Origin of the sequence: Tistrella mobilis KA081020-065 (assembly GCF_000264455.2) — a bacterium.
Lineage (GTDB): Bacteria > Pseudomonadota > Alphaproteobacteria > Tistrellales > Tistrellaceae > Tistrella > Tistrella mobilis.
The window spans coordinates 26,441-44,903 of record NC_017958.1; the positions used below are offsets into that span (position 1 = coordinate 26,441).

The following is an 18,463-nucleotide window of genomic DNA, read 5'->3' on the forward strand; positions in this document are numbered from 1 at the left end:
CGATCGGTGGCGCGCTCCGGCGTGGTGCTTCATTTGGTGGCGGACGCGGGCGCCGCAGCAGCCACCATGGGCACCGCCGTGGCCTGCACAGGCATGCCCGGCAAGAACACCTTCTGCGCGCCGTTGACGATCACGCGGTCGCCCGCCGCCAGCCCCCCTCGCACGATGCGCAGCCAATGGGAACTGCCACCCAGTTTCACATCACGTCGCTGCGCCAGTCCATCCTTGTCTACGATGTAGACGTAGTTACGGTCGTGGTCGGTCAGCACCGCCTTGTCGTCGATCAACACGGCCGAGAATTCGCCGCTGCCGACCAGTCGCACGCGGGTATAGAGGCCCGGCGTGAAAACGCGATCCTTGTTGTCCAGCACCGCGCGCACGGCGATCGTGCCGCTGCCCCGGTCCACCTGGTTGTCGAGGAAGTCCACCGTGCCGGTGTGAGAGAAGTCCGCCTTGTCCGCCAGGGCGATCTGGACCGGCAGCTGGCCGCCTCGCTCGCTGGGGCGCTCTCCCTTGCGCGCCATGCGCGAGTAGCGCAGGAACGCCTTCTCATCGGCCTCAAAGTAGGTATAGACCCTGTCCTGGAACACGATGGTGGTTAGCACACTGGCTGCATCGCTGGCGGCCACCAGGTTGCCTGCGGTAAAGCGGGCACGGCTGGCGCGCCCGTTGATGGGCGAGCGCACTTGGGTCCTCTCCAGGTTCAACTGCGCCGTCTCCACCGCAGCCTGCGCGGCCTGCACCTCAGCCTGCGCGGACTCGTCAGCGGCGCGGCGCTGCTCCCAGGCCTCGGTGGAGACAGCCTGCTGCTCGACCAGCACCTTGGCACGTTGCGCCTCGCTTCTGCTGCGGCCGGCTTCGCTGCGCGCCCGGGTCAATTGCGCCTGGGCCCGGGCCAGTTCCGCGCGGTAGCTTCGGGCATCGATCATGAAGAGCACATCGCCCTTCTTGACCTCGTCTCCTTCGCGATAGGCGACCCGCTCGACGTAGCCAGACACCCGTGGGCGCAGCTCGACGCTCTCGATGGCTTCGATGCGTCCGTTGTATTCGTCCCATTACGTGATGGGCTTGATCTCGACCTGCGCGACGCTGACTTGCGGCGGCGGTGGATGGCCTCCGGCGCCAGCTCCGGCGTTCTCTTTACAACCTGCGAGCGCCATCGCGCTGAGGGAGATCAGTATCCAAAGCAGGCGCACGCCGCGAGGGTCGGAGCTGGAAGTCGTCATCTGAACAGGTTCCGTGGTCAGGTCGTAAAGCGAATGAAGCGAGCGCGATCGCGCTGCACGCTGTCCCCTGACGCTGCTTTCTTGGCAGCGCAAGACCATGAGCGACAGATGCGGCAGAGATCGAATCCCGTTGGTTGTCGGCTTCTCGTCTCGTCGCAGAACGCGCGCGCAAACCGACCTCGGCGGCATTACAAAGCCTCAAAACTTGAGGTCAAGCGATATCGACGTTCTGATTCGCGCCGTTGCGGATTGGTCCGCCGCGTCGCATTTTTGGACGGCTCTTGAGCCGCCGGTTACGCGAGAAGTGACAAGTAAGGATTGTTCGGTGGTGGCTCTGCGAACAGGAGCCGAACATCGTGCAATAGATAGCCATACAGGCGGCGGGACTTCCTGGGGCCTGTGACATCGCACGTCCAGATGTTCAGGCCCCTGGGCTTTTTGCGATGCAGTTGCAGGCGCTCGAAGCGCTTTTGTACCCATTGCCAATCCTGCTGGTTCTCCTGCTTGGCGAGAGTCCCGACCTGGGGGTGTTCTTGTGCGTAGCGTTGGAATACCCCGGGGCTGACCAGGTAGGCCGTGTCGCCCACCGTATGCACGAGCGCCTTCGCGTCGTTGATGACCAGCCGGCGGGTAGCGATACCTTGTTTCAGCCACGCCATGAAGTGCTCGCCCGATGGCTGCGCCGACGAGGACGTGGGCACCGGCGCTGATGACGGCACGGGCACCATCGAGGTTGGCGGTGGCGTTTGAGGGCCAGCGGCGGGTGCGTCGCCCGAGACGGCTTCCGCATCCTGTTGGGGAACAAGCAAATCGCCGATTCCTACCATCGCCAGCAGGTCCTCCATGACATCGGGTGCGGCTTGTGCGGCAGGCAAGTGAACCGGAGTCGCGGCGTCGACGCCCTCCCATGGAAGGGACTCTTGATCGTCGGTGGCTGGCTTTGCCGTCATTGCCGGCGAGGGCACCAAGGCATCGGCATTGTTGGGTGCCGGTGTCCCGTCGATTGCCACTGCCCCTGCGAAGGGCGCTGGCCGCTCTCCAGACTCCCAAATCAGCGCGGGAGCGAGACGCAGCAGGGTGAATGAGTGGGACCAGCCAGTCGTGCTGGTCACGGTCGCGCGCCAGACCGCCTTGCCGTCCGGCGTCGGTTGCAACATGCCGTGATCCTGCAGCACGTTGAAGACGGCGGTGTTGCTCGCGGGGATGCCGTCGACGCCTAGTGACAGCAGGTGCGCACGCAGCTTGTCCGAGACCGTCTTGCTTACCAGCCACAAGGCATCCTCGGTGATCCAGCCATCGGAGGCTTCCGGCTGGTTCAGCTTCAACTGTTCCTTGAGCAGGTAGCGCAGCCCGTCGAGCAACTTGCGCTGCAGCGCATGCTTGTGTGCAGCCATGGCGCGGGCCGGATCGCCGCCCAGTTCCTGGGCCACCGAAGCCCGGTCGGCCTGCACGACAAGTTCGCCCAGCACGCCGGCGCGCTCGTACTGGCCGGCCAGGACGTAGAGCAGCGGTCCCCACAGGTCGGGATAGCCACTGAGCCAGTCCAGGGCATCACGGTCGAGCAGTTGACGGTAGAGTAAACCTGTCGCGGCGCTGTGGAGCCGATATTCCCGATCGTCGCGGTAGCGGAAGCGGTATGGCTGGTGCAGCGGGCCGTGCCAGGGGTGCCACAGCGAGCCGTCGGACAGTTCGACGTGCAGATCGACGGCGATCTTGCCGATGTCGTGCAGCAGCGCGGCATAAGCGACTGCGGCAGTCCAGGCTTCAGACTGCGCCGCCTGGTCTTCGGGACTGCCGCCAATGGGCAGCAGATGGGACTGCCGCAGCTTGAGCGCATAGGCGACGATCTCCAACCCGTGATCCAGCATGCCGCCGGGGTAAGCGTGGTGATGGCTTTCCGATGCGGGGAATTGTTGGACCAACTCGGCGTAGTGCTCCAGCGGCGTGCGGTATAGGGTGGCGAACTGCCGCCGCGACAGCGACGTGCGCTGCCAGATGTGTTCCAGCAGCTTCTGCCGGCGCGGTGTTGCCAGCAGCGATGCGGCCGATTCGGGCCGCAGCAACCCTTTCGGGAGGTCGGTGGCGGGCGCTGGCGACGGGGCAGCGACCGGGGGCCGTTTTCGCTGGAACAGGGAGAGCATGCGGGTGTCCTCTGGGGGGCCGGCCGGGAGGCCTTTTCGCCTTTTCGAGGTAGGGCCTTTCCCCTTGCACCCCATTCCCTTGCCGTTTCGGCCCTTTGGCCTTTAACCGTTTCGGTATAGCCGGGCCTGGGTTGCGTCTCCAGCGTCAATGTGGAACCCGCACGAATGGATTGGACGGAGACCTGGCGCTGGCCCCTGCCTATGCTGCGGGGACGCTACCCCCGGCAGGTAGGCTCTCGCTCAGGCGACTAAGTTGACAAATGCGACAAGGGCGACTAGAGTGAATCCTGTCTCAAACCTGCTTGGGAGATGACCATGCCCACCGCCATTGAATTCATTGCCGATCGTCTGCCGCGCGTCACCGTGGAGGACGTGCGCCGTTTCGCGGATACCGTTGAAATCCGGGATGCGCCGGCTTTCGCGGCCGAGTTGCAGGCGTTCATTCACGAGCGCGTGGAGGCGGTAAAACTGCCAGCCAACCTCGAAGGCGAAACGGTGGAGCAGGCCCTGGCGCGCAAGGCGGCCGCGCTGCGCACCGAAACGCGCTGGACCCCGACTGAAACCGACGTCCAGCGAGGCCGCGCCGTGTTGCTGGAATCCTTCAACCAGCCGCACAACCTGCCGATCCCCGAGTACGCCAAGCTGGCGGACAAGTCGCGCCAGCAGATCTACAAGGACATCCTCGCGCGCCGGCTGCTGGCGCTGAATGTGGGGCCGCGCGGCCAGAAGCTGCCCGACTGGCAGCTCGACCCGGTGAAGCAGCAGTTGACCCAAACCGTGCTTCAAGAGGTCGAGGGCATCGACCACTGGACGATCTACCGCGCACTATCCGAACCGCTCGAAGGCTTGGGCGGACGCTCGCCGGTGGATGCGGTGACGCATGGCACAATCGATGACGTGGCCGAAGCGGTGTTCAACGTGCTGGGCGTCCAGGTGCATTGAGGCAAGACCGCCATGAGCCGCGAACTGCCCTTGTTCTTGATCGATGCGGGTGAACTGCTCCAGCATGTGAGCCGCGTCGTCTATCGGGGCAGCCCGCTGTACTATGGCCGCAGCGGCACCAATCGCTACGACGACCCGGCGCGGACCTACGGCGTGCTCTACCTGGGCCGCGACCTGTCCACGGCGCTGATGGAGTCGGTGTTTCACAAGCACCAGTGGCTGGCGGACGAGAAGCGCTCGATTGCGCTGAAGGAAGTCGAGAGCCGGCTCGTGCGGGCCGTGGGGGTCCTGGACGACGTGCGCTTGGCCGATCTCACGGCCGAGGGTGTCATGGCGGGTTACTTCGGCCTGAACCTGGAACAGTTGGCCAGCCGCGACTACACGCACACGCAGCAGGTGTCCGCCCAGGTGCATGCGATGCTCGGCGATGATGGCCAGCCGCTGTTCGACGGGGTGCTCTATCCGTCGCGCAACAACTATCCCGCCAAGAGCATCGCCCTGTTCGAGCGTGCGGCAGCAAGAGTCGGCGTTGTCGATGACATCGACCTGGTGGACCATGTGGACTGGCCGCGCTTCGTTGCCACGTATCGCGTCGGCGTGGAGCCTGATCCCGGGCCGGTGGAACCGGATGACGAAGCGTCCTGAAGCGGCAAGAGAGCACATTGAAGCCCCAAACAGAATGAAATGGACCAAACTGGAATAGGCATCCCTCTGTAGCAGGAGACGACCATGAACACCACGACCCGCATCAGCACCGCAGAACGCCTCGGCCGCACCTTTGGCCGCGGATGGCGCGCCTACGCGCGCGGCGAACGTCGGGCGTCGAACTGGTTGGTGTCCAAGGGGGTGCCGGCGGCCGTTGCCACCGCGCTCGTGTGGGTGGTCAAGCTGTCTGTGGTGGGATTGCTGCTCTACGTTGCTTTTTGGTTCGCACTCGTGTTGTTGGGCGTCGTGGCGGCGGCGTGGGCTGCTGCTGCCAATACCTCTGACGAGGACGAGTGGCCTTTCACCGATCTCACAGAACTGCGCAAGACACCGGGCTACGATCCCAATCTGTACAACGATACGTCGCACGAGTTGTACACCGACGACTGACGGACTCCGGGCTACTTCAGCTTGCCTCCCGTGAGTGCCCCAGCCCCCTTGCCCCCGGCTTGGCCGGCGCTCTTGCTGCCGTCCGACAACCCCTGAATGGCATGTCCCGCCCGAATTCCAACCCAGGTCAGGCTTGCCAGCCAGAATCCTGGCAGCACCAGGAACATCGTGCCCGCGACGAACATCAAGAGCATGTCGCCGAACGCATTGTTCAGCCCCACCAGCGGGTCGAAGTTCGTGTGTGGCCGGTTCCAGCCAAAGCCCCAGCCATAGAGCGCATCGAGGATAGTGCTGTCGATCCAGCGAGCGAGCTGGAACCAGAAATCCACGAAGAACAGCGCGAATTGCACGACGCTGACCGTGACGACCGTCTTCAGGTCATAGGTGCCCACGACCAGCACGAGCGGGATGCAGATGACCAGCGCCATCTTGAGCAAGGCGAGGACCATGGGTAGAGACTGTCTCACGACGTCCATGGCGGGAAACGCGGCAATCGCGCCGACGGCCATCCCAACGTCTCCCGTGGCCCGTGTCACGATGTTCGGCAAGGTCTTGTCGATCTGGCCTCCGTAGTCCGTATAGACGCTGCCCTGGTTCAACTTCTGCTGCCGCGGTGACGCGATGGCTCGGATCACCGAGTCGTCCACCTCGGCCCGGCTCAGGAACCCGGCCCAGCCCGCCAGGCGACTCAACAGGCTCGGGTCCACCTGACCCAGCAGGCGTGCCCGCAGGCCGTTACTTCCATCGCTCCACCACTGGCGGCAGGTCGGGTAGCCGCCACCGCTGGCCACCTGCGCAAGCCCTGCGTCGCGGGTGCTGTCATAGGGCCAGTCCTCGCGTGGGGTGCTGGAACGGTATGTGTCGTAGTAGCCGTTCGTGTCGGTGAAGAACCGCGATCCGATCCAGGTCACGTCGTGCATCTGCTGCTCATCGAGCTGAGGGCGCTGCATGAACAATTTGGCCCGTGCAGGCCCATAGCAATCCCGCGAGAAATCCGCTACTTCCTGAGCCAGCACCGGGTCATCGATGCGCGTAGCGTCGATCTCCATGCGCATCTGCCGCAGGTCCGTGCCGCACGGGATCGCTGCCACCGAAGCGCCCGTGACGGCGCGCGAGAGCGCGTGCATGAACGCCCACCACACCGGCACCTTCGCCGACTGGTTGTTGATGGTGCTGAAGGACTGCGACCAGCCGGTATCCCCGGGCTGCGCCACGCTGACCTGGCACTGGGCCGAGCGCGAGCTGTCGTACTGGATGGTGTTCAGGTCCACGTCGATGAACGGAATGCCGGCGAACATCACCACCACGATGGCGACGAAGACCCGGTTCTCGATGCGGGCGGCGCTCAGCACGCCTTTGTTGCCCTCGTCGGCGCCTTCCGCACGGGCCTTCAACCACTCCTGCACGATGATGGCGACGAAAGGCAGCGCGAATACCCCGCTGGATACGAGGACCGCCCAGATGCCGTTGTTGACGATCCAGGACACGAGGGTTAGGTAGTACTCCAGGTAGTCGGTCGTGAAAAGCGTCATGGCCTCGATCCCCTCAAGCGGCCTGCATCAACAGGCTGGCTTCCAGCGCCACGATGGCAACAATGCCGGCGACCTCAGCGCGAATCAGCCGGCGTCGGGCCAGCGTGCTGTCCTCGCGCGCCAGCAGCCGCCGCCGCATCCAGACCCAGCCGCAGGCCGTCGCCCCGTACAGGAACAACCGCCACACGAAGAAGTAGCCCGATGCGGCCGCGAGCCACCGCTCCCAGCCGGCCACGCTGCCAACGAGATAGATGCCGGCGATGTTGGCGCCCACCGCAGCGGCGACGATCACGGCCGCCCACAGCAGTGCTTTCGCCGCACGCCGGCTGATGAGCCAGCGCAAGGGGCGCCAGGCCATGCGCTCCGCGCTCATGGCCGGCCTCCCGGATTGCCCTTCTGCAACTGGTCGAGGCGGTCGGGCACCGGATCGCCCTCATAGATGCCGCGCGAGCCTGCCGCGCGCGTGCCATGGCGCTGGATGATGGCCATCGGCGAGTTGTTCGCCAGCTCGCGCCGCAGTTCAAGTTCGGTCTTGAGGTTGCGGATCTCCCGGTCGAGCGTGTCGCTCTCGTGGTTCACGGCCTCGACTGCCAACTCGTTGGCTGCCACGTTGGGCTCTTTCTTGCCGGTGAGCAGCGTGCGCTGGAGCAGCAGTGCCTTCTCCAGCACCGACGAAAGCGCCACCTCGGACGCGAGGCGCCGCGCCAGCAGGTCCTGGTCCGGCTCGTCGCGCAGCGCCTCGATGACGCCGCGCGTGATCGGCAGCGACGTGCTGCCGGCCTCGCGCAAGTTCTCGAAGGTGGTGTTGCGCACGCCGGAAACCAGTTCCTGCAAGACTTCCAGCTTGGCTTCGTACTCCTCCTGGATCAGCGGCGTCAGCCCGACGCCGGGCACCGTCTCGGTCTTGGTGCAGGAATCGCACGTGCGCTGCACCTGTTCCCCGAGGACCCGGGTGGCCCATTCGGTCGCCTGCTGCGGCGACGTCCAGGTCTGGCAGGACAGGCTCGCGCAACTGGTGGACGCGATGGAGGATGTGTCCGTCACGCCGCGCCCGTTGACCAGGTTGTAGCCCGCGCGGGTGACGTCGCCGACCACGCGGATGGCGGACTGGCCTGCGCCACCGGCATTGCTGCCGCCCACCCAGGGAAGGCCGTCGTTGCCGCGGCGCGTCTCGGCCTGCTCGACGGCCGACACGGCATCGTTGCTGCCAACCGCGTCACGCAAGGCCATGCCTTCGGCCATCTGGCTCCAGCCAAGCTGGCCACCCGCAGTCTCGGCCATCTTCTCCGCCATGGCGCGGCACGTCAGCTTGGAGCGGTCGAAGTCCAGCCGCGCCTGCAGCACGCCGTTGGTCAGCAGGTTGTACAGGCCCGGATCGGCGCGCTGAATGATCAGCGCCGGCAGCGATGCAACCGCGCTGGTCGCGCTCTGGATCACGTTGCTCATGATCTGCTGAAAGCCGTTCGTGATGCCGTTGAGCTGATTGCGCAGCGTGGTCTGGATGCTCATGTCGCCGCAGATCAGGTTGCTGTTCCACCCCACGCCGACCCCGATGGAGCGCATGCCGGCCGCGCGGCCCATGGACACCGCACTGCCACCGCCGATCGAGTACATGACGTCATCGCCGAGGACGGGGCCGCTGTTCTGGTATCCGACCTGCGCCCACGCCAGGCCGCAGACCAGAGCGAGCGGGCCGGCCAGCGCCTTCGGGCGCAGCAGGCGGCACGCCTTGGCGGAAAGGTTCATCGATTCAGGACGCTTCATCGTGGCACCTCAGAGGAAATCGACGCTGCCCAGGAACACCTGCCCGCGGCGTTCGCAGCACGCATAGGGACGCCACAGCGCCCAGGCGTAGTCGCCTTGTTGGGCCTGGGTCAGCGTGCCGCTGTGCGGGAACACCACGCAGGTGTTGGACAGGCGCGGCGTCAGCTCCTGCCACTTGCCCGTAGAGGCATCACCCTCCATCAGCGCGCCGGCCGGCCAGTAGCCGTCGCGGGCGTTGGCAAGCAGCGGCTGGTACACGTGGATCTGCCCGCGGCGCGTGACGACATCACCGGCGCGCTGGGCCACGACGGCCCCGGATTTGTAGTCATCGGTCTGATGCAGGAAGCCGCCGCGCGGATAGACATTGCCCCAGAGGTTCATCGTGGTGCGCGCACCGACCTCGCGCATGCCCGGAATCAACGCCTCCGGGTAGGCCATTTCAGGCACGTTGTAGCGCCAAGCCAGCGTGTCCAGGGTGCTGAGTAGATACGGCATGAAGGCCGTGCCCGCGCCTTGGCAGAAATAGCCCGACGACGATGCGAACTGGTTGAATACCTCGCCGCCAGGATGGCCGATGACATCGCTGTTCTTGAATTTGGCGAGGTTGTTGTCGTGGTCTTCGTTCGTGGTCCCATCCCCACCTGCCTGTGCGGATGGGTTGGGCGTGCTCATCGCCTGCACCTCGACCCAGGGGTTCTCTCCGGTGTTGCTGTAGCTGGAGACGACCGCATCGGGCACGTAGTGCCGGACCTTGGTGGATGTGCGCACCGTGCAGCCCGTCCAGGTGCAGTAGAGCCAGTAGCAGATGCCCACCACCCGGTACTCCAGGCAGTCCGGCGACATGACGGAGGACACGATGGTGGCGGTGTTCAAGGCGTAGCTGCCCGTGGCGCTGATCAGCAGCAGCGAGGCCACGGCGACGCGCAGGCGGCGCAGCAGGTCGAATGGGCGATGGGTCACGGCTGCGTCCTCCGGTGTTGCTCGATGCGCGCGACGGCCCGGGCCACGTCCGGCTCGCCATAGACCACAAAGCGTTGATCCACCACGACGGCCGGGATGGTCGTGACACCCAAACTCCATGCGTCGGTGACGCCCTGGTAGGCGGTGCCGATGCGGCGCTGAAGATCGGTGCCGCCTTGCTTCAGGCGTTGCCGGACGATGGCTGCTGCCCGCTCAGGGTCGGCTGGAAGATTCGCGGAAAGCTCGGCCTCGATCCGGGGCGTTTCGCCCAACTCGATCAGTCGCTCGCCGCCCATGGTCTTGACCGGGTGGCGGCTGTCGGTGACGACCACCACGTCGGCGGCGAAGGTGGCCGGGCTGAACACCGCCAGAGACGTCGGCAGCGCCACGGCCAGGCCAAGGGTTCGCCAGCCTGGTGCGAACCGGGTAAAAGCTGCTGGCATGTCATGTGCCCCGGAAGTTGATCAGGGCCATAGTCAAACGCCGAACCCCAGGCGGCCCCAACAAACAATGCGCATCGCGGCCACCCCGCATACCTGCTTGCGTCGCCGCAAAGAAAAAAGCGGAGGCCGAAGCCTCCGCGCTGATCAACGAAGCAGTGCAACCCTTACAGCAGGCCGGACTCCGCAAAGGAGAACGGGGCACCCTGGCCGACGATGATGTGGTCCAGTACCCGCACATCGATGAGCGCCAGCGCGGCCTGCAGTTGCTGGGTCAGCATGCGATCCGCGCTCGACGGCTCGGAAATGCCCGAGGGGTGCTGGTGCGCGAAGACCACCGCGGCGGCCTTCAACTCCAGCACACGCTGCACGACGACACGCGGATAGACCGAAGTCGAGTTGATCGTGCCCCTGAACAACGGCTCGTAGGCCAGCACCTGGTGCATGCTGTCCAGGAACACCGCGGCGAATATCTCATTGGGCTCGGCGACCAGCTTCACGCGCAGGTAGTCGCGCACGGCCGTGGGGTCGAGGAGTTTCGCACCCGCTTTGAAAACCCGCTTCTCCAGCAGTGCAATGGCTTGCTGGATGATCCAGTCCTCGTGTTGGGCAGCGATGGCGGAAAGCGACTCCAGGCAGGAGTCATTGACGACGAAAGACATGGCGAACCTCCAGACGGTGAGATCGGAGGGCGCGCGCCCTGGGAGGGCAAGCCCTCCTGGGGAACGAACAAGGTGCATCCATCACCGCGGCAGCGGTGATCGTTCGCGGCCAGGATGCGAGGCGAACGGGTTTCGGTCAGCGCAGTGGACTGCGCCGTAGCCTTGAAGACCGGGGCTACCTGGGCATGTCGCCGACGACGTCGGCAGGCATTTCCGATGTAGTAGGTGTGGCGGCGGGATCGCCGGCCGCGAGCATGTCCATGGCCGACAGCAAGGCATCGCCCTCGATCGGACCCTGCAGTAGGATCGCCTTGCCGGTTTCGCGATCGTGCAGCCGCAGCGACGGCGTGGCGGTCACGCCGCTGCTCGTGGCTTCCGCCGTCTGGGTGCGGATCGGCGCCTCGGGCCGTTCGCTCGCCAGACACTGCTCGATGGCTGGCGTAAGGTCGGGGTACCGCAGGTCCTCGGGCAAGCCCTGGCCGTCGCTGCGCGTGTGGGCATAGACCCACTCGACAGCCTGCCAGAAGGCGGCATGGCCGCCAGATTCGCCGGCGCACTCCGCCAGGCTCGCTTCGGCAGACGCGGCCGGCTCATGCGCGGCCAACGGGAGGTGGTGCCATTGCAAGGCCACGTCCGCGTTGCCGGCCACCCAACGCTTGAGCACTGGGAAATAGGATCGGCAGAACGGGCATTCGAGGTCCGCGTAGAGCGTCAGCGTGAAACGCCCTTCCGGATTTCCCATCTGCCACGGAGGCCCGGCCACCTGCGTCACGCTGACCGGCGTTGAAGTCTGGGGAGTGGACTTGCCAGAATAGCGGGACACGAGCCAGATCAGCAGCAGCGCTACCAGCACGGCGGCCAACACCCAGGGCCAGCTGAGCCTCCAGCGCCGACGGCGGAACGCCTGTACCTGCATCGGAATGGATGGGCGTTTCTGTTCCATGGCGTTCTCCGGTGTACGGCAGATTCAGGGCAGGTCCAGGGTCGGCGACTCGATGCCACGTGCCCGGTCGATCTTCTCAGCCACCTTGAAGGCGGCATCCAGCTCGCTGACGCCGTGCTGCTGCATGAGCTGGTAGCGTTCTGCCTTCTCCTCGGGCTCGGTTTGCGCGAGCGCGAGGTAGAGACTTGGCGGCACGGCGCGGAACAGCACTTCCATGCTCTTGGAGAGGATGACGCCCTCGGTGAACTTGCCCGCTTCCTTGCGTGCGGAGAGCATCAGCGCCTTCTGCGCCGGCGAGAGTTCGCGGAACCTGGCGATCTTCTCCACTTCGTCCGGCGGCATCGACAGGCACACCCACCACTCGATCATGTTGAGCATGGGCTCTGCGGCGCGCGGCAGATCGTCGATGTTTTGCGTCGCCAGCCAGAACCAGGCGCCCAACTTGCGCCACATTTTTGTAATTTTCACGACATAGGGCGCGAGCAGCGGGTTCTTGGTGATGATGTGACCTTCGTCGGTCACGTTGACGATCGGCCGGCCCAGGTACTGGTCGCGCTCGGCGATGTTGTTCACCGTGCTGATCAGGCTGATGTAGGCGATGGAGAGCTGCGCGTTGTAGCCCTCGCGGGCATAGGTCGCCAGATCGACCAGCGTGATGTCGGCCTCGGGCCACGGCGTGCCGTCACGGTCGAACATCTCGCCGTCCGTGCCTTGGCAGAACATGTCCATCGCGTCCGCCATCTCCAGCAGCCGCACGCGCCGCATCTCGGGCAGCGTCGGGTCCTGGCCACGGGCGCGCAGCGCGTTGCGCACGTCGCGCGTGAGCACGGTGCGCTTTTCGGCCACGCAATGTTCGGCGGCGTCGAGGATGCACTGGCGGATCAGCGAGCGGTCGGCCCGCGTCATCCGCGCTTCTTCCTTGTCTTCGCCGCCCGTGATCATCAGCCGCGCTGTGATCTCCAGTTCGCCCAGCACGTCGCGCTGCTCGTCCGCTTCCATGGCCGAGGCATCGGGGGGCAGGTCTTCGTCCAGCGCGTCGGCATCGAGCGTCTGTACGTCGCTGGGCGTTTCGATCAGCCGGCGTGCGTCGGCGAACGGCGCCAGGCTGATGCCCGATCCGGGGGCCAGCTTGACCCGGTTCACGGTCAGGCCCAGGCGCCTGGCGAAGTCGCTGAACAGGCCGAAGCTGTTGCCGGCTTCCACGATGAAAAGCCGCGGCCGGTAGATGGCCGTCACCTGGTTCAGCAGGTTGTTGAGCGTGGCGGACTTCCCCGAGCCGGTGGGGCCAAATAGAAACAGATGGGCATTCATCTGCCGATCCAACCTGTTCAAGGGGTCGAACGTAATCGGGCCGCCGCCGCGATTGAACATCGTGATGCCGGGATGCCCCGTGCCCTGGGCGCGGCCCCATACTGGCGACAGGTTCGCCGCGTGCTGGGCGAACATCAGTTGCGTGTACCACCGGCGCCGGTCCTTGCCGGGGTTGTAGCAGCACGGCAGCCAGCGCAGGTAGCTGTTGAGCGGCGCCACCTCGTCGTCCTCGCGCACCGGCTGCAGGCCGGCGTTGAGCATCACGTTCGCGAGGTCCAGGCCGCGCCGATCCAGTTCCGCCTCGTCGCGCCCGCGTAGGTAGAACGCCAGAGTGCCCCGGTAGAGCTTGTGCGCGCTGCCGATCAGGGAGCGGGCTTCATGCACGTCCTTGAGCGTCTGCTCCGACGCCAGCGTCTCGCCCACAGCTTTCTTCGCCAGATGGTTGAGGTCCGATTCGAGGACGTCCTGCGGCGTGGCCACCATGGTGAGACACATCAAGGTGTCCTCGGGCATCTGGTCGAACAGCGTGTTGATCGCGTCCCCCTTGCGGGTCTCGCCGGTCAGGTGCCCGGTGCCGGGCGGCATGCGCAGCCGGTCGGTGATCAGCACGCGGTGCGGCATGCCGTCGAAGTACCAGGCCCCTTGCGCCACGTCCGAGCGCGGCTGCCCAAAGAACAGCCGCTGGCTGAAATCCCGCCCGCTCGCCAGCTCGATCTCGCCGGCCTCGCTTTCCTCGGTACTGTCCGGATAGCGCGCCAACGCGTAGAAGCGCTCCCGGTCCTCCACCCCAGGCCCGAGCAGCGTGGGGCGCGGGTTGAACCACCGCAGCAGCCAGTCGTGGACGTCGGCCGCGACCATGCGCCGGGCCTGGATGCCGGCGTTCGCCAGGCCGCCGCACAGGCGGTCGCAGACGATGCCCAGCATCTGCTCGGGTGTCTGGCCGCGGCGGTTTGCCTGTCCCTGTCCGCTCGCGCGGCGGTACACCACCATGCGCACGCGCCGCGTCTGGCCGCGCCAGCGCAGCCGCGTGACCACCGTGTCCTCGAACAGGCCGCCGGGCTTGGCCACAGCGCGCAGGTGGTGGCCGAAGAAGCGCAGGTAGAACTCGGTGAACGCCGAGCCGCGCGCACGTGGCTGCACGTAATCGCGCAAGGTCTGCATGTACTGGTCGAAGCTCGGTTCGTCCTGGGCATAGAGCTGGAGCACCCACGGGTTCTCGTCCAGTTCATCGAAGCTGTCCTGAAGCGCGTTTTCCAGGGCGTCGCGGGCATGCGCGAGCCAGCCGGGTTCCCGGCCTTCGGTGCCCAGCGGCACCAGCTCGTAGAAGGCGGCCACCGATTGGCCGTCCTCCAGGAGCATCGATTTCGACTCGGGCAAGAACTCCACCCAGGGCAGCAGTTCCACGAAGGACGGTGCGACGTCGTACAGCGCCTGCTCGTCGGCCACGGTCGCCGGCTTGCGGCCCTGGACCGCGGCGCCGGGTTCGGGGATGCCGGCTTGCTGCAAGGCCTCGACGTGGCGCTGCCAGCCGTCCGGCTGCTCGTCGGCGGCGGTGTCTTCGGCGCTGACGGCAGCCAGCTTCGGCCATGGAAGTTTCCACCGCATCAGTAGTCCTCCGTCCTCTCGCCAGGCATCGCGTACTGCACGCGCTGGTACAAGGGGAAAACCGTCGTGTAGCCCGGCACGGGAACGGGGTCGGTGCCGGCCAGGTGCGGGTACACGTACATCACGAGATCGGGATTGGGCAGACGCTGGAACTGGCGGTGAACCTCATTGCGCGCGGTGCGCGTGTAGCGCATCTGCTCGACAGGTGCGGCCTGCACGTCGGCGTCGGTCAGGGGCCGACGCAGGCTCTGGCGCGCATCGAGCAACTGGCGGCCGGCGTTCCGTCCGGCTGCGCCACCGCCGTCGCCGGCCTCCTGCTGCCAGATGTCCATCATCGTGCGGTCACCGTGGGTCAACAGCTTTTCCTTGCTGGTGGCGCAGCCGGCGAGCACCGCGACGGCGAGGGCCAGTGCTAGGCCACGGGCCAGGTTAGTCAAGTTCAAGGGCATGGCTTTCTCCTGCGCGGTGATCGACCTTGCGGCCTTCGGGATCGAAGTCGATGGCGAGCGGCTTTTCGAGGTGGACGGCAACCTTGGCGCCGGGTTGGACATAGACGGCGGCGAAGGCTTGGCCGTAGAGCTTGTTGACCCAGGCCGACATGTCCCGGACACCGCCCGCGAGAATCTGGCCGACCGCTTCTTGGCCGGTGATGCCCACGGTGCCGATGGAGCCGTCCGAGCCGACATAGGACATGCGGCCGCTGCCACTCTCGATGAGCGAGGCCACACCGGCACCGGCCGCGGTGATTAGGGCCTGCGAGCCGAGGTATTGCTGGGCGTTGCTGCGCCGCTCGCCGCTGACGCAAGGAATGCCGTGGGGATCGCTGATCCAGCCCAAGCCGTCGCGCTGTTGGTTGTTCTGCTGGTTGCCCTCGCGGTCTTCGGGGATCGTGCGAATCGTGCCGTCGTTGAAGACGAACGTGATGCTGCGCACCTGACCTCGCACGCACGAGAGCGTCCAGTCGCCCGAGGCGGTGCCGCTGAACACGGCGCCGGCCACGTCGGGAATGTCGATGCCATTGGCGGTCAGGTTGTCCGGCCCGACCAGAACTTTGAACGGATAGGGATCGTTGACCGTGCCGTCGATCGGCACGCGGCCGATCAGGGCCGTCATCGCCACCGATCCCATTAGCGTCGAGTTGGTCGGCACGGTATAGACCGGCTTGGCATTCTTGACCCCGGCGGCGCGGGCGCCCGCGTTGGCCACGGTTTCAGCGGTGGTTTCGAGCGTGCTCTGCGCCGGGCCGAAGCTCGTGGGGAAGCTCATGCCGCCGCTCGCGCCACGCCCCCCGTTGCGCCCCTCGGCGGGCTTTGCGTCGTCCGGCTCGACCCACCGCACGCCGCCCTCCATGCCGGCCTCGTCGCCGCCCTGCAGCCCCAGGCCCACGGGCAGGTCCGCATGGCCGCCGCCGCGCCCGCCGATGCTGTCCAGGCGCCGCTGCAGGTCGGCGAGCAGCCCTTCGGTCTGCTGGCGCGCGCTGGCCGCCTGCTCTTGGTCGCGGCGCAGGTTGGACCGCTCGGATTCGAGCGCCGAGTTGATGCGCTGGTCGATGGAGTTCTCGCGCTGGCGCAGCCGCTGGTTCTCTTCACGCTGCGACTTGTTGTCCGAGAGCGCGGTCTGAAGCTCGGTGCGCAACTGCTTCACTTGGGCAACGAGCGTCGCCACGGTGTCGCGCGGGGTGTCGCCTTCGATGCCCAGCGCCTTCATTTCCTCGGGCGTGAGCTGGGCGCCGTTGTCCGCCGCGGGTGGCGCCGTGCCGCCTCCACCCGAGAACAGCCGGATACCGGCGAACAGCACCAGGATGGCGACAGGGATCATCAGCCACTTGAGCAGGCCGTTACTGCGCATGGCGGGCCTCCTTGGCGTTCTCGTCGCCGTCCGGCTGCGGCAGATGCACGGCAGGGTCGAAGCGGTGAATCGCCGGCAGCAGCGACTGCGCGAGGCCGCGGCCGCGCGTGACCAGGTACAGCACGGTCGTGTCCTCGGTCGTGCCGCGCGGGCCCAGCGCCTCGTGCTGGAAGGTGGCGGTGAGGAAATCGCCTTGCAGCACGCGCGGGTCGAGCGCGACCCAGTCGGCGCCGGTGTTGGTGAGGCGCACGGCAGTCACCCATTGGTCTTCCAGGCGCCACGACGCGAGCACGGCCGCGCGCACCGGCAGCGTTGGCATCAGTGTGTCCAGGTCGAGGTCGCGGGGAAGGTTGACCCGCATGACGCCCGGAAGCGGCTCGACGGTGCGCAGCGGTGCGTAGAGGTTCTGCGCGGCGAAGCGCGTCAGCACGACAGGGACCGGAGTTTCGCGCCGCGCGGTCCGCGCACCTGCCTGGCCCTGGGCGCGTGCCGGGGCCTCGGCACTGTCGGCCTGCTCGCCATAGCGTCCCGGTGCGCTGTCACCCTCGACGATGCGCACCGGCTCCAGCTCGGCTTCCCCGTCCTTGGGCGGTTCGGCTGCGATGTCCAGCAGGATCAGCGCGCCCGTGTCGGCGTCCTGCAGTTGCAACCGCGTGGGCTCGATCGGCTCGCTGGCACGCAGGTACACCGCGCCGCCCGCACTCTGCACGCGCAGGCGTTTGCCCACGCCTGCGGGCACGCCCACGCGCACGTTCCGGTCGATGAATACGATGCGTTCCTGACCGACCTTCAGCGGCACTGCCAGTGGCATGCGTTCCCAACGCAGGATCTCCACCGCCTGGGCGACGGGTGCCGCGGCCACGGCCAGTAGCCCCAGCAGCGCGAGTACAGGATGCTTCATGGGGTGTTTCCTCCTTGAGGCGCTTGCGGATTCAGGTCACTCGGCGCCGGGCGCGCCGGCTCCGGTGCACTGATGCGCTGGGGCGCGCCTTCGTAGCAGTCCAGCGCCAGGCCGAACGGGTTGCGGGCGGGATCGACGTCCACCCGCGTGACCTTGATCGGATAGCGCACCAGGGCGCGTTTGACCTGCTCGGCGCCGTAGTACTCGTCCGCCGTGATGTCCAGCGTCACCACCCAGTCGCGATCGGATACGGTGCGCACGCGCGCCGTGGGGTCGTCGCCATAGCCGCGGCCGGGAATCTCGTAGATGCCGCGCACGCGCTGACGCAGCTCGCCCGTGGAGCGGCGGTAGTCATAGTCCGCCCGCAGGAAGGCCTGGCAGGACGGGGTGAGGTACGGCGAGAGCGTATGGAGGTTGCGCGAGTAGTCTTCTTCGCCATTGGTCGGCCAGCGGTTCAGCGTCTGGAACACGTAGAACGTGAACGCATAGACCGATTCGGGCGGCACTTCCCACCACTTGCGGGTACTGCCAGAGCGCAGGTCGGGCGGGACGTGGATGGTCAGGTCGCGCGGCGCGCTCCACCAGCCGCCGCCCATGACCAGGGCGACAATGACCAGCGCGCCCGCGCCCAGGCGCAAGGTCTTGATGTGCGCCTGCAGGTGGGCGATCTCGTTCTTGAAGCGGCTCATCGCATGCTCCTGCGGGTGGACCAGAAGCCCGAGCGCGAGATCAGCACGTGGCCGCCCACCCAGCCGGCCATCAGCGGATGGCGCGTTGCGATGCGCCACTGCAACTGTCGATACAGCCAGGTGTCGGGGCGCCCACGCTTGAGGCGGCGCAGGATGCCGCCGCCGATGAACACGCCCAAGGCCACGCCCAGGACAACGAACGTCGGTGCGATGGCGATCGTGCGGAACACCCACGAAAGCGGCGCGCCGACCAGCAGGCCGGCCGCGCCGGACAGGCCGCAGCAGATCCACAGCTCGTCGGCGGTGAGGCCGCGCACGACCACGGGATGGCGGTTGAGCCGGTGCGGAAGGAACGTGACCGTCCCGTCCGCACGGACGTGCTGCTGCTCGGACATACCGGCCTC

General features: G+C 66.6%; 17 protein-coding genes and 1 pseudogene. 3 read left to right on the forward strand and 15 right to left on the reverse strand.

Features of this window, described 5'->3' with window-relative positions:
- Window positions 1-29: 29 nt before the first annotated feature.
- A pseudogene (locus TMO_RS23910) lies at window positions 30-1,226 on the reverse strand (efflux RND transporter periplasmic adaptor subunit).
- Between the two features lie 293 nt (window positions 1,227-1,519).
- Window positions 1,520-3,367, reverse strand: a complete 1,848-nt coding sequence (mobH, locus tag TMO_RS23915; protein ID WP_003109768.1) for a MobH family relaxase — start codon at window positions 3,365-3,367, stop codon at window positions 1,520-1,522.
- A gap of 315 nt (window positions 3,368-3,682) precedes the next feature.
- Between mobH and TMO_RS23920 the strand changes: the two genes are divergently transcribed.
- From TMO_RS23920 to TMO_RS23930, 3 genes are all read left to right on the forward strand, one after another.
- On the forward strand, window positions 3,683-4,309 hold the full coding sequence (locus tag TMO_RS23920; RefSeq protein ID WP_003109769.1) for a hypothetical protein: 627 nt from the start codon (window positions 3,683-3,685) through the stop codon (window positions 4,307-4,309).
- Between the two features lie 12 nt (window positions 4,310-4,321).
- Window positions 4,322-4,954 carry an RES family NAD+ phosphorylase gene (locus TMO_RS23925; protein WP_003090219.1) on the forward strand — a complete coding sequence of 211 codons (633 nt, stop codon included), beginning with the start codon at window positions 4,322-4,324 and terminating at the stop codon, window positions 4,952-4,954.
- Window positions 4,955-5,038: 84 nt separating this feature from the next.
- A complete protein-coding gene (locus tag TMO_RS23930; protein WP_003090216.1) occupies window positions 5,039-5,404 on the forward strand; it encodes a DUF3742 family protein in 366 nt (121 codons plus the stop codon).
- 11 nt (window positions 5,405-5,415) lie between these two features.
- Here the strand turns inward: TMO_RS23930 and TMO_RS23935 are convergent, their stop codons facing one another.
- The 13 genes from TMO_RS23935 to TMO_RS23995 all read right to left on the reverse strand — a co-directional run bounded on the left by TMO_RS23935 (window position 5,416) and on the right by TMO_RS23995 (window position 18,454).
- On the reverse strand, window positions 5,416-6,936 hold the full coding sequence (locus TMO_RS23935) for a conjugal transfer protein TraG N-terminal domain-containing protein (RefSeq protein WP_003090214.1): 1,521 nt from the start codon (window positions 6,934-6,936) through the stop codon (window positions 5,416-5,418).
- Between the two features lie 13 nt (window positions 6,937-6,949).
- Window positions 6,950-7,309 (reverse strand): hypothetical protein, encoded by a 360-nt coding sequence (locus TMO_RS23940; protein WP_003090212.1) that lies wholly within the window; start codon window positions 7,307-7,309, stop codon window positions 6,950-6,952.
- Entirely contained in the window at window positions 7,306-8,700 is a 1,395-nt protein-coding gene (locus TMO_RS23945) for an integrating conjugative element protein (protein ID WP_003109770.1), read from the reverse strand. Before TMO_RS23945 ends, TMO_RS23940 begins: the two co-directional genes overlap by 4 nt.
- Window positions 8,701-8,709: 9 nt before the next feature.
- Window positions 8,710-9,660, reverse strand: coding sequence for a TIGR03756 family integrating conjugative element protein (locus tag TMO_RS23950; protein WP_003109771.1), 951 nt, complete (start codon window positions 9,658-9,660; stop codon window positions 8,710-8,712).
- Complete coding sequence (locus tag TMO_RS23955; RefSeq protein WP_003109772.1) at window positions 9,657-10,103, reverse strand: TIGR03757 family integrating conjugative element protein; 447 nt, start codon at window positions 10,101-10,103, stop codon at window positions 9,657-9,659. The genes TMO_RS23950 and TMO_RS23955 overlap by 4 nt, the downstream gene beginning before the upstream one ends.
- A gap of 164 nt (window positions 10,104-10,267) precedes the next feature.
- Window positions 10,268-10,762, reverse strand: coding sequence for a JAB domain-containing protein (locus tag TMO_RS23960; protein WP_003090203.1), 495 nt, complete (start codon window positions 10,760-10,762; stop codon window positions 10,268-10,270).
- 175 nt (window positions 10,763-10,937) lie between these two features.
- Window positions 10,938-11,705 carry a DsbA family protein gene (locus tag TMO_RS23965; protein WP_003090202.1) on the reverse strand — a complete coding sequence of 256 codons (768 nt, stop codon included), beginning with the start codon at window positions 11,703-11,705 and terminating at the stop codon, window positions 10,938-10,940.
- Window positions 11,706-11,729: 24 nt separating this feature from the next.
- Entirely contained in the window at window positions 11,730-14,621 is a 2,892-nt protein-coding gene (locus TMO_RS23970) for a conjugative transfer ATPase (RefSeq protein ID WP_003105079.1), read from the reverse strand.
- Window positions 14,621-15,070 (reverse strand): TIGR03751 family conjugal transfer lipoprotein, encoded by a 450-nt coding sequence (locus TMO_RS23975; protein WP_003109775.1) that lies wholly within the window; start codon window positions 15,068-15,070, stop codon window positions 14,621-14,623. Before TMO_RS23975 ends, TMO_RS23970 begins: the two co-directional genes overlap by 1 nt.
- Window positions 15,051-16,469 (reverse strand): TIGR03752 family integrating conjugative element protein, encoded by a 1,419-nt coding sequence (locus TMO_RS23980; protein WP_003109776.1) that lies wholly within the window; start codon window positions 16,467-16,469, stop codon window positions 15,051-15,053. The genes TMO_RS23975 and TMO_RS23980 overlap by 20 nt, the downstream gene beginning before the upstream one ends.
- Window positions 16,459-17,370: a TIGR03749 family integrating conjugative element protein gene (locus tag TMO_RS23985; protein ID WP_003105643.1), complete on the reverse strand. Its 912-nt coding sequence runs from the start codon at window positions 17,368-17,370 to the stop codon at window positions 16,459-16,461. Before TMO_RS23985 ends, TMO_RS23980 begins: the two co-directional genes overlap by 11 nt.
- On the reverse strand, window positions 17,367-18,059 hold the full coding sequence (locus TMO_RS23990; protein ID WP_003105641.1) for a PFL_4703 family integrating conjugative element protein: 693 nt from the start codon (window positions 18,057-18,059) through the stop codon (window positions 17,367-17,369). The genes TMO_RS23985 and TMO_RS23990 overlap by 4 nt, the downstream gene beginning before the upstream one ends.
- Window positions 18,056-18,454 carry a TIGR03750 family conjugal transfer protein gene (locus TMO_RS23995; RefSeq protein WP_003105639.1) on the reverse strand — a complete coding sequence of 133 codons (399 nt, stop codon included), beginning with the start codon at window positions 18,452-18,454 and terminating at the stop codon, window positions 18,056-18,058. The genes TMO_RS23990 and TMO_RS23995 overlap by 4 nt, the downstream gene beginning before the upstream one ends.
- Between the last annotated feature and the right edge of the window lie 9 nt (window positions 18,455-18,463).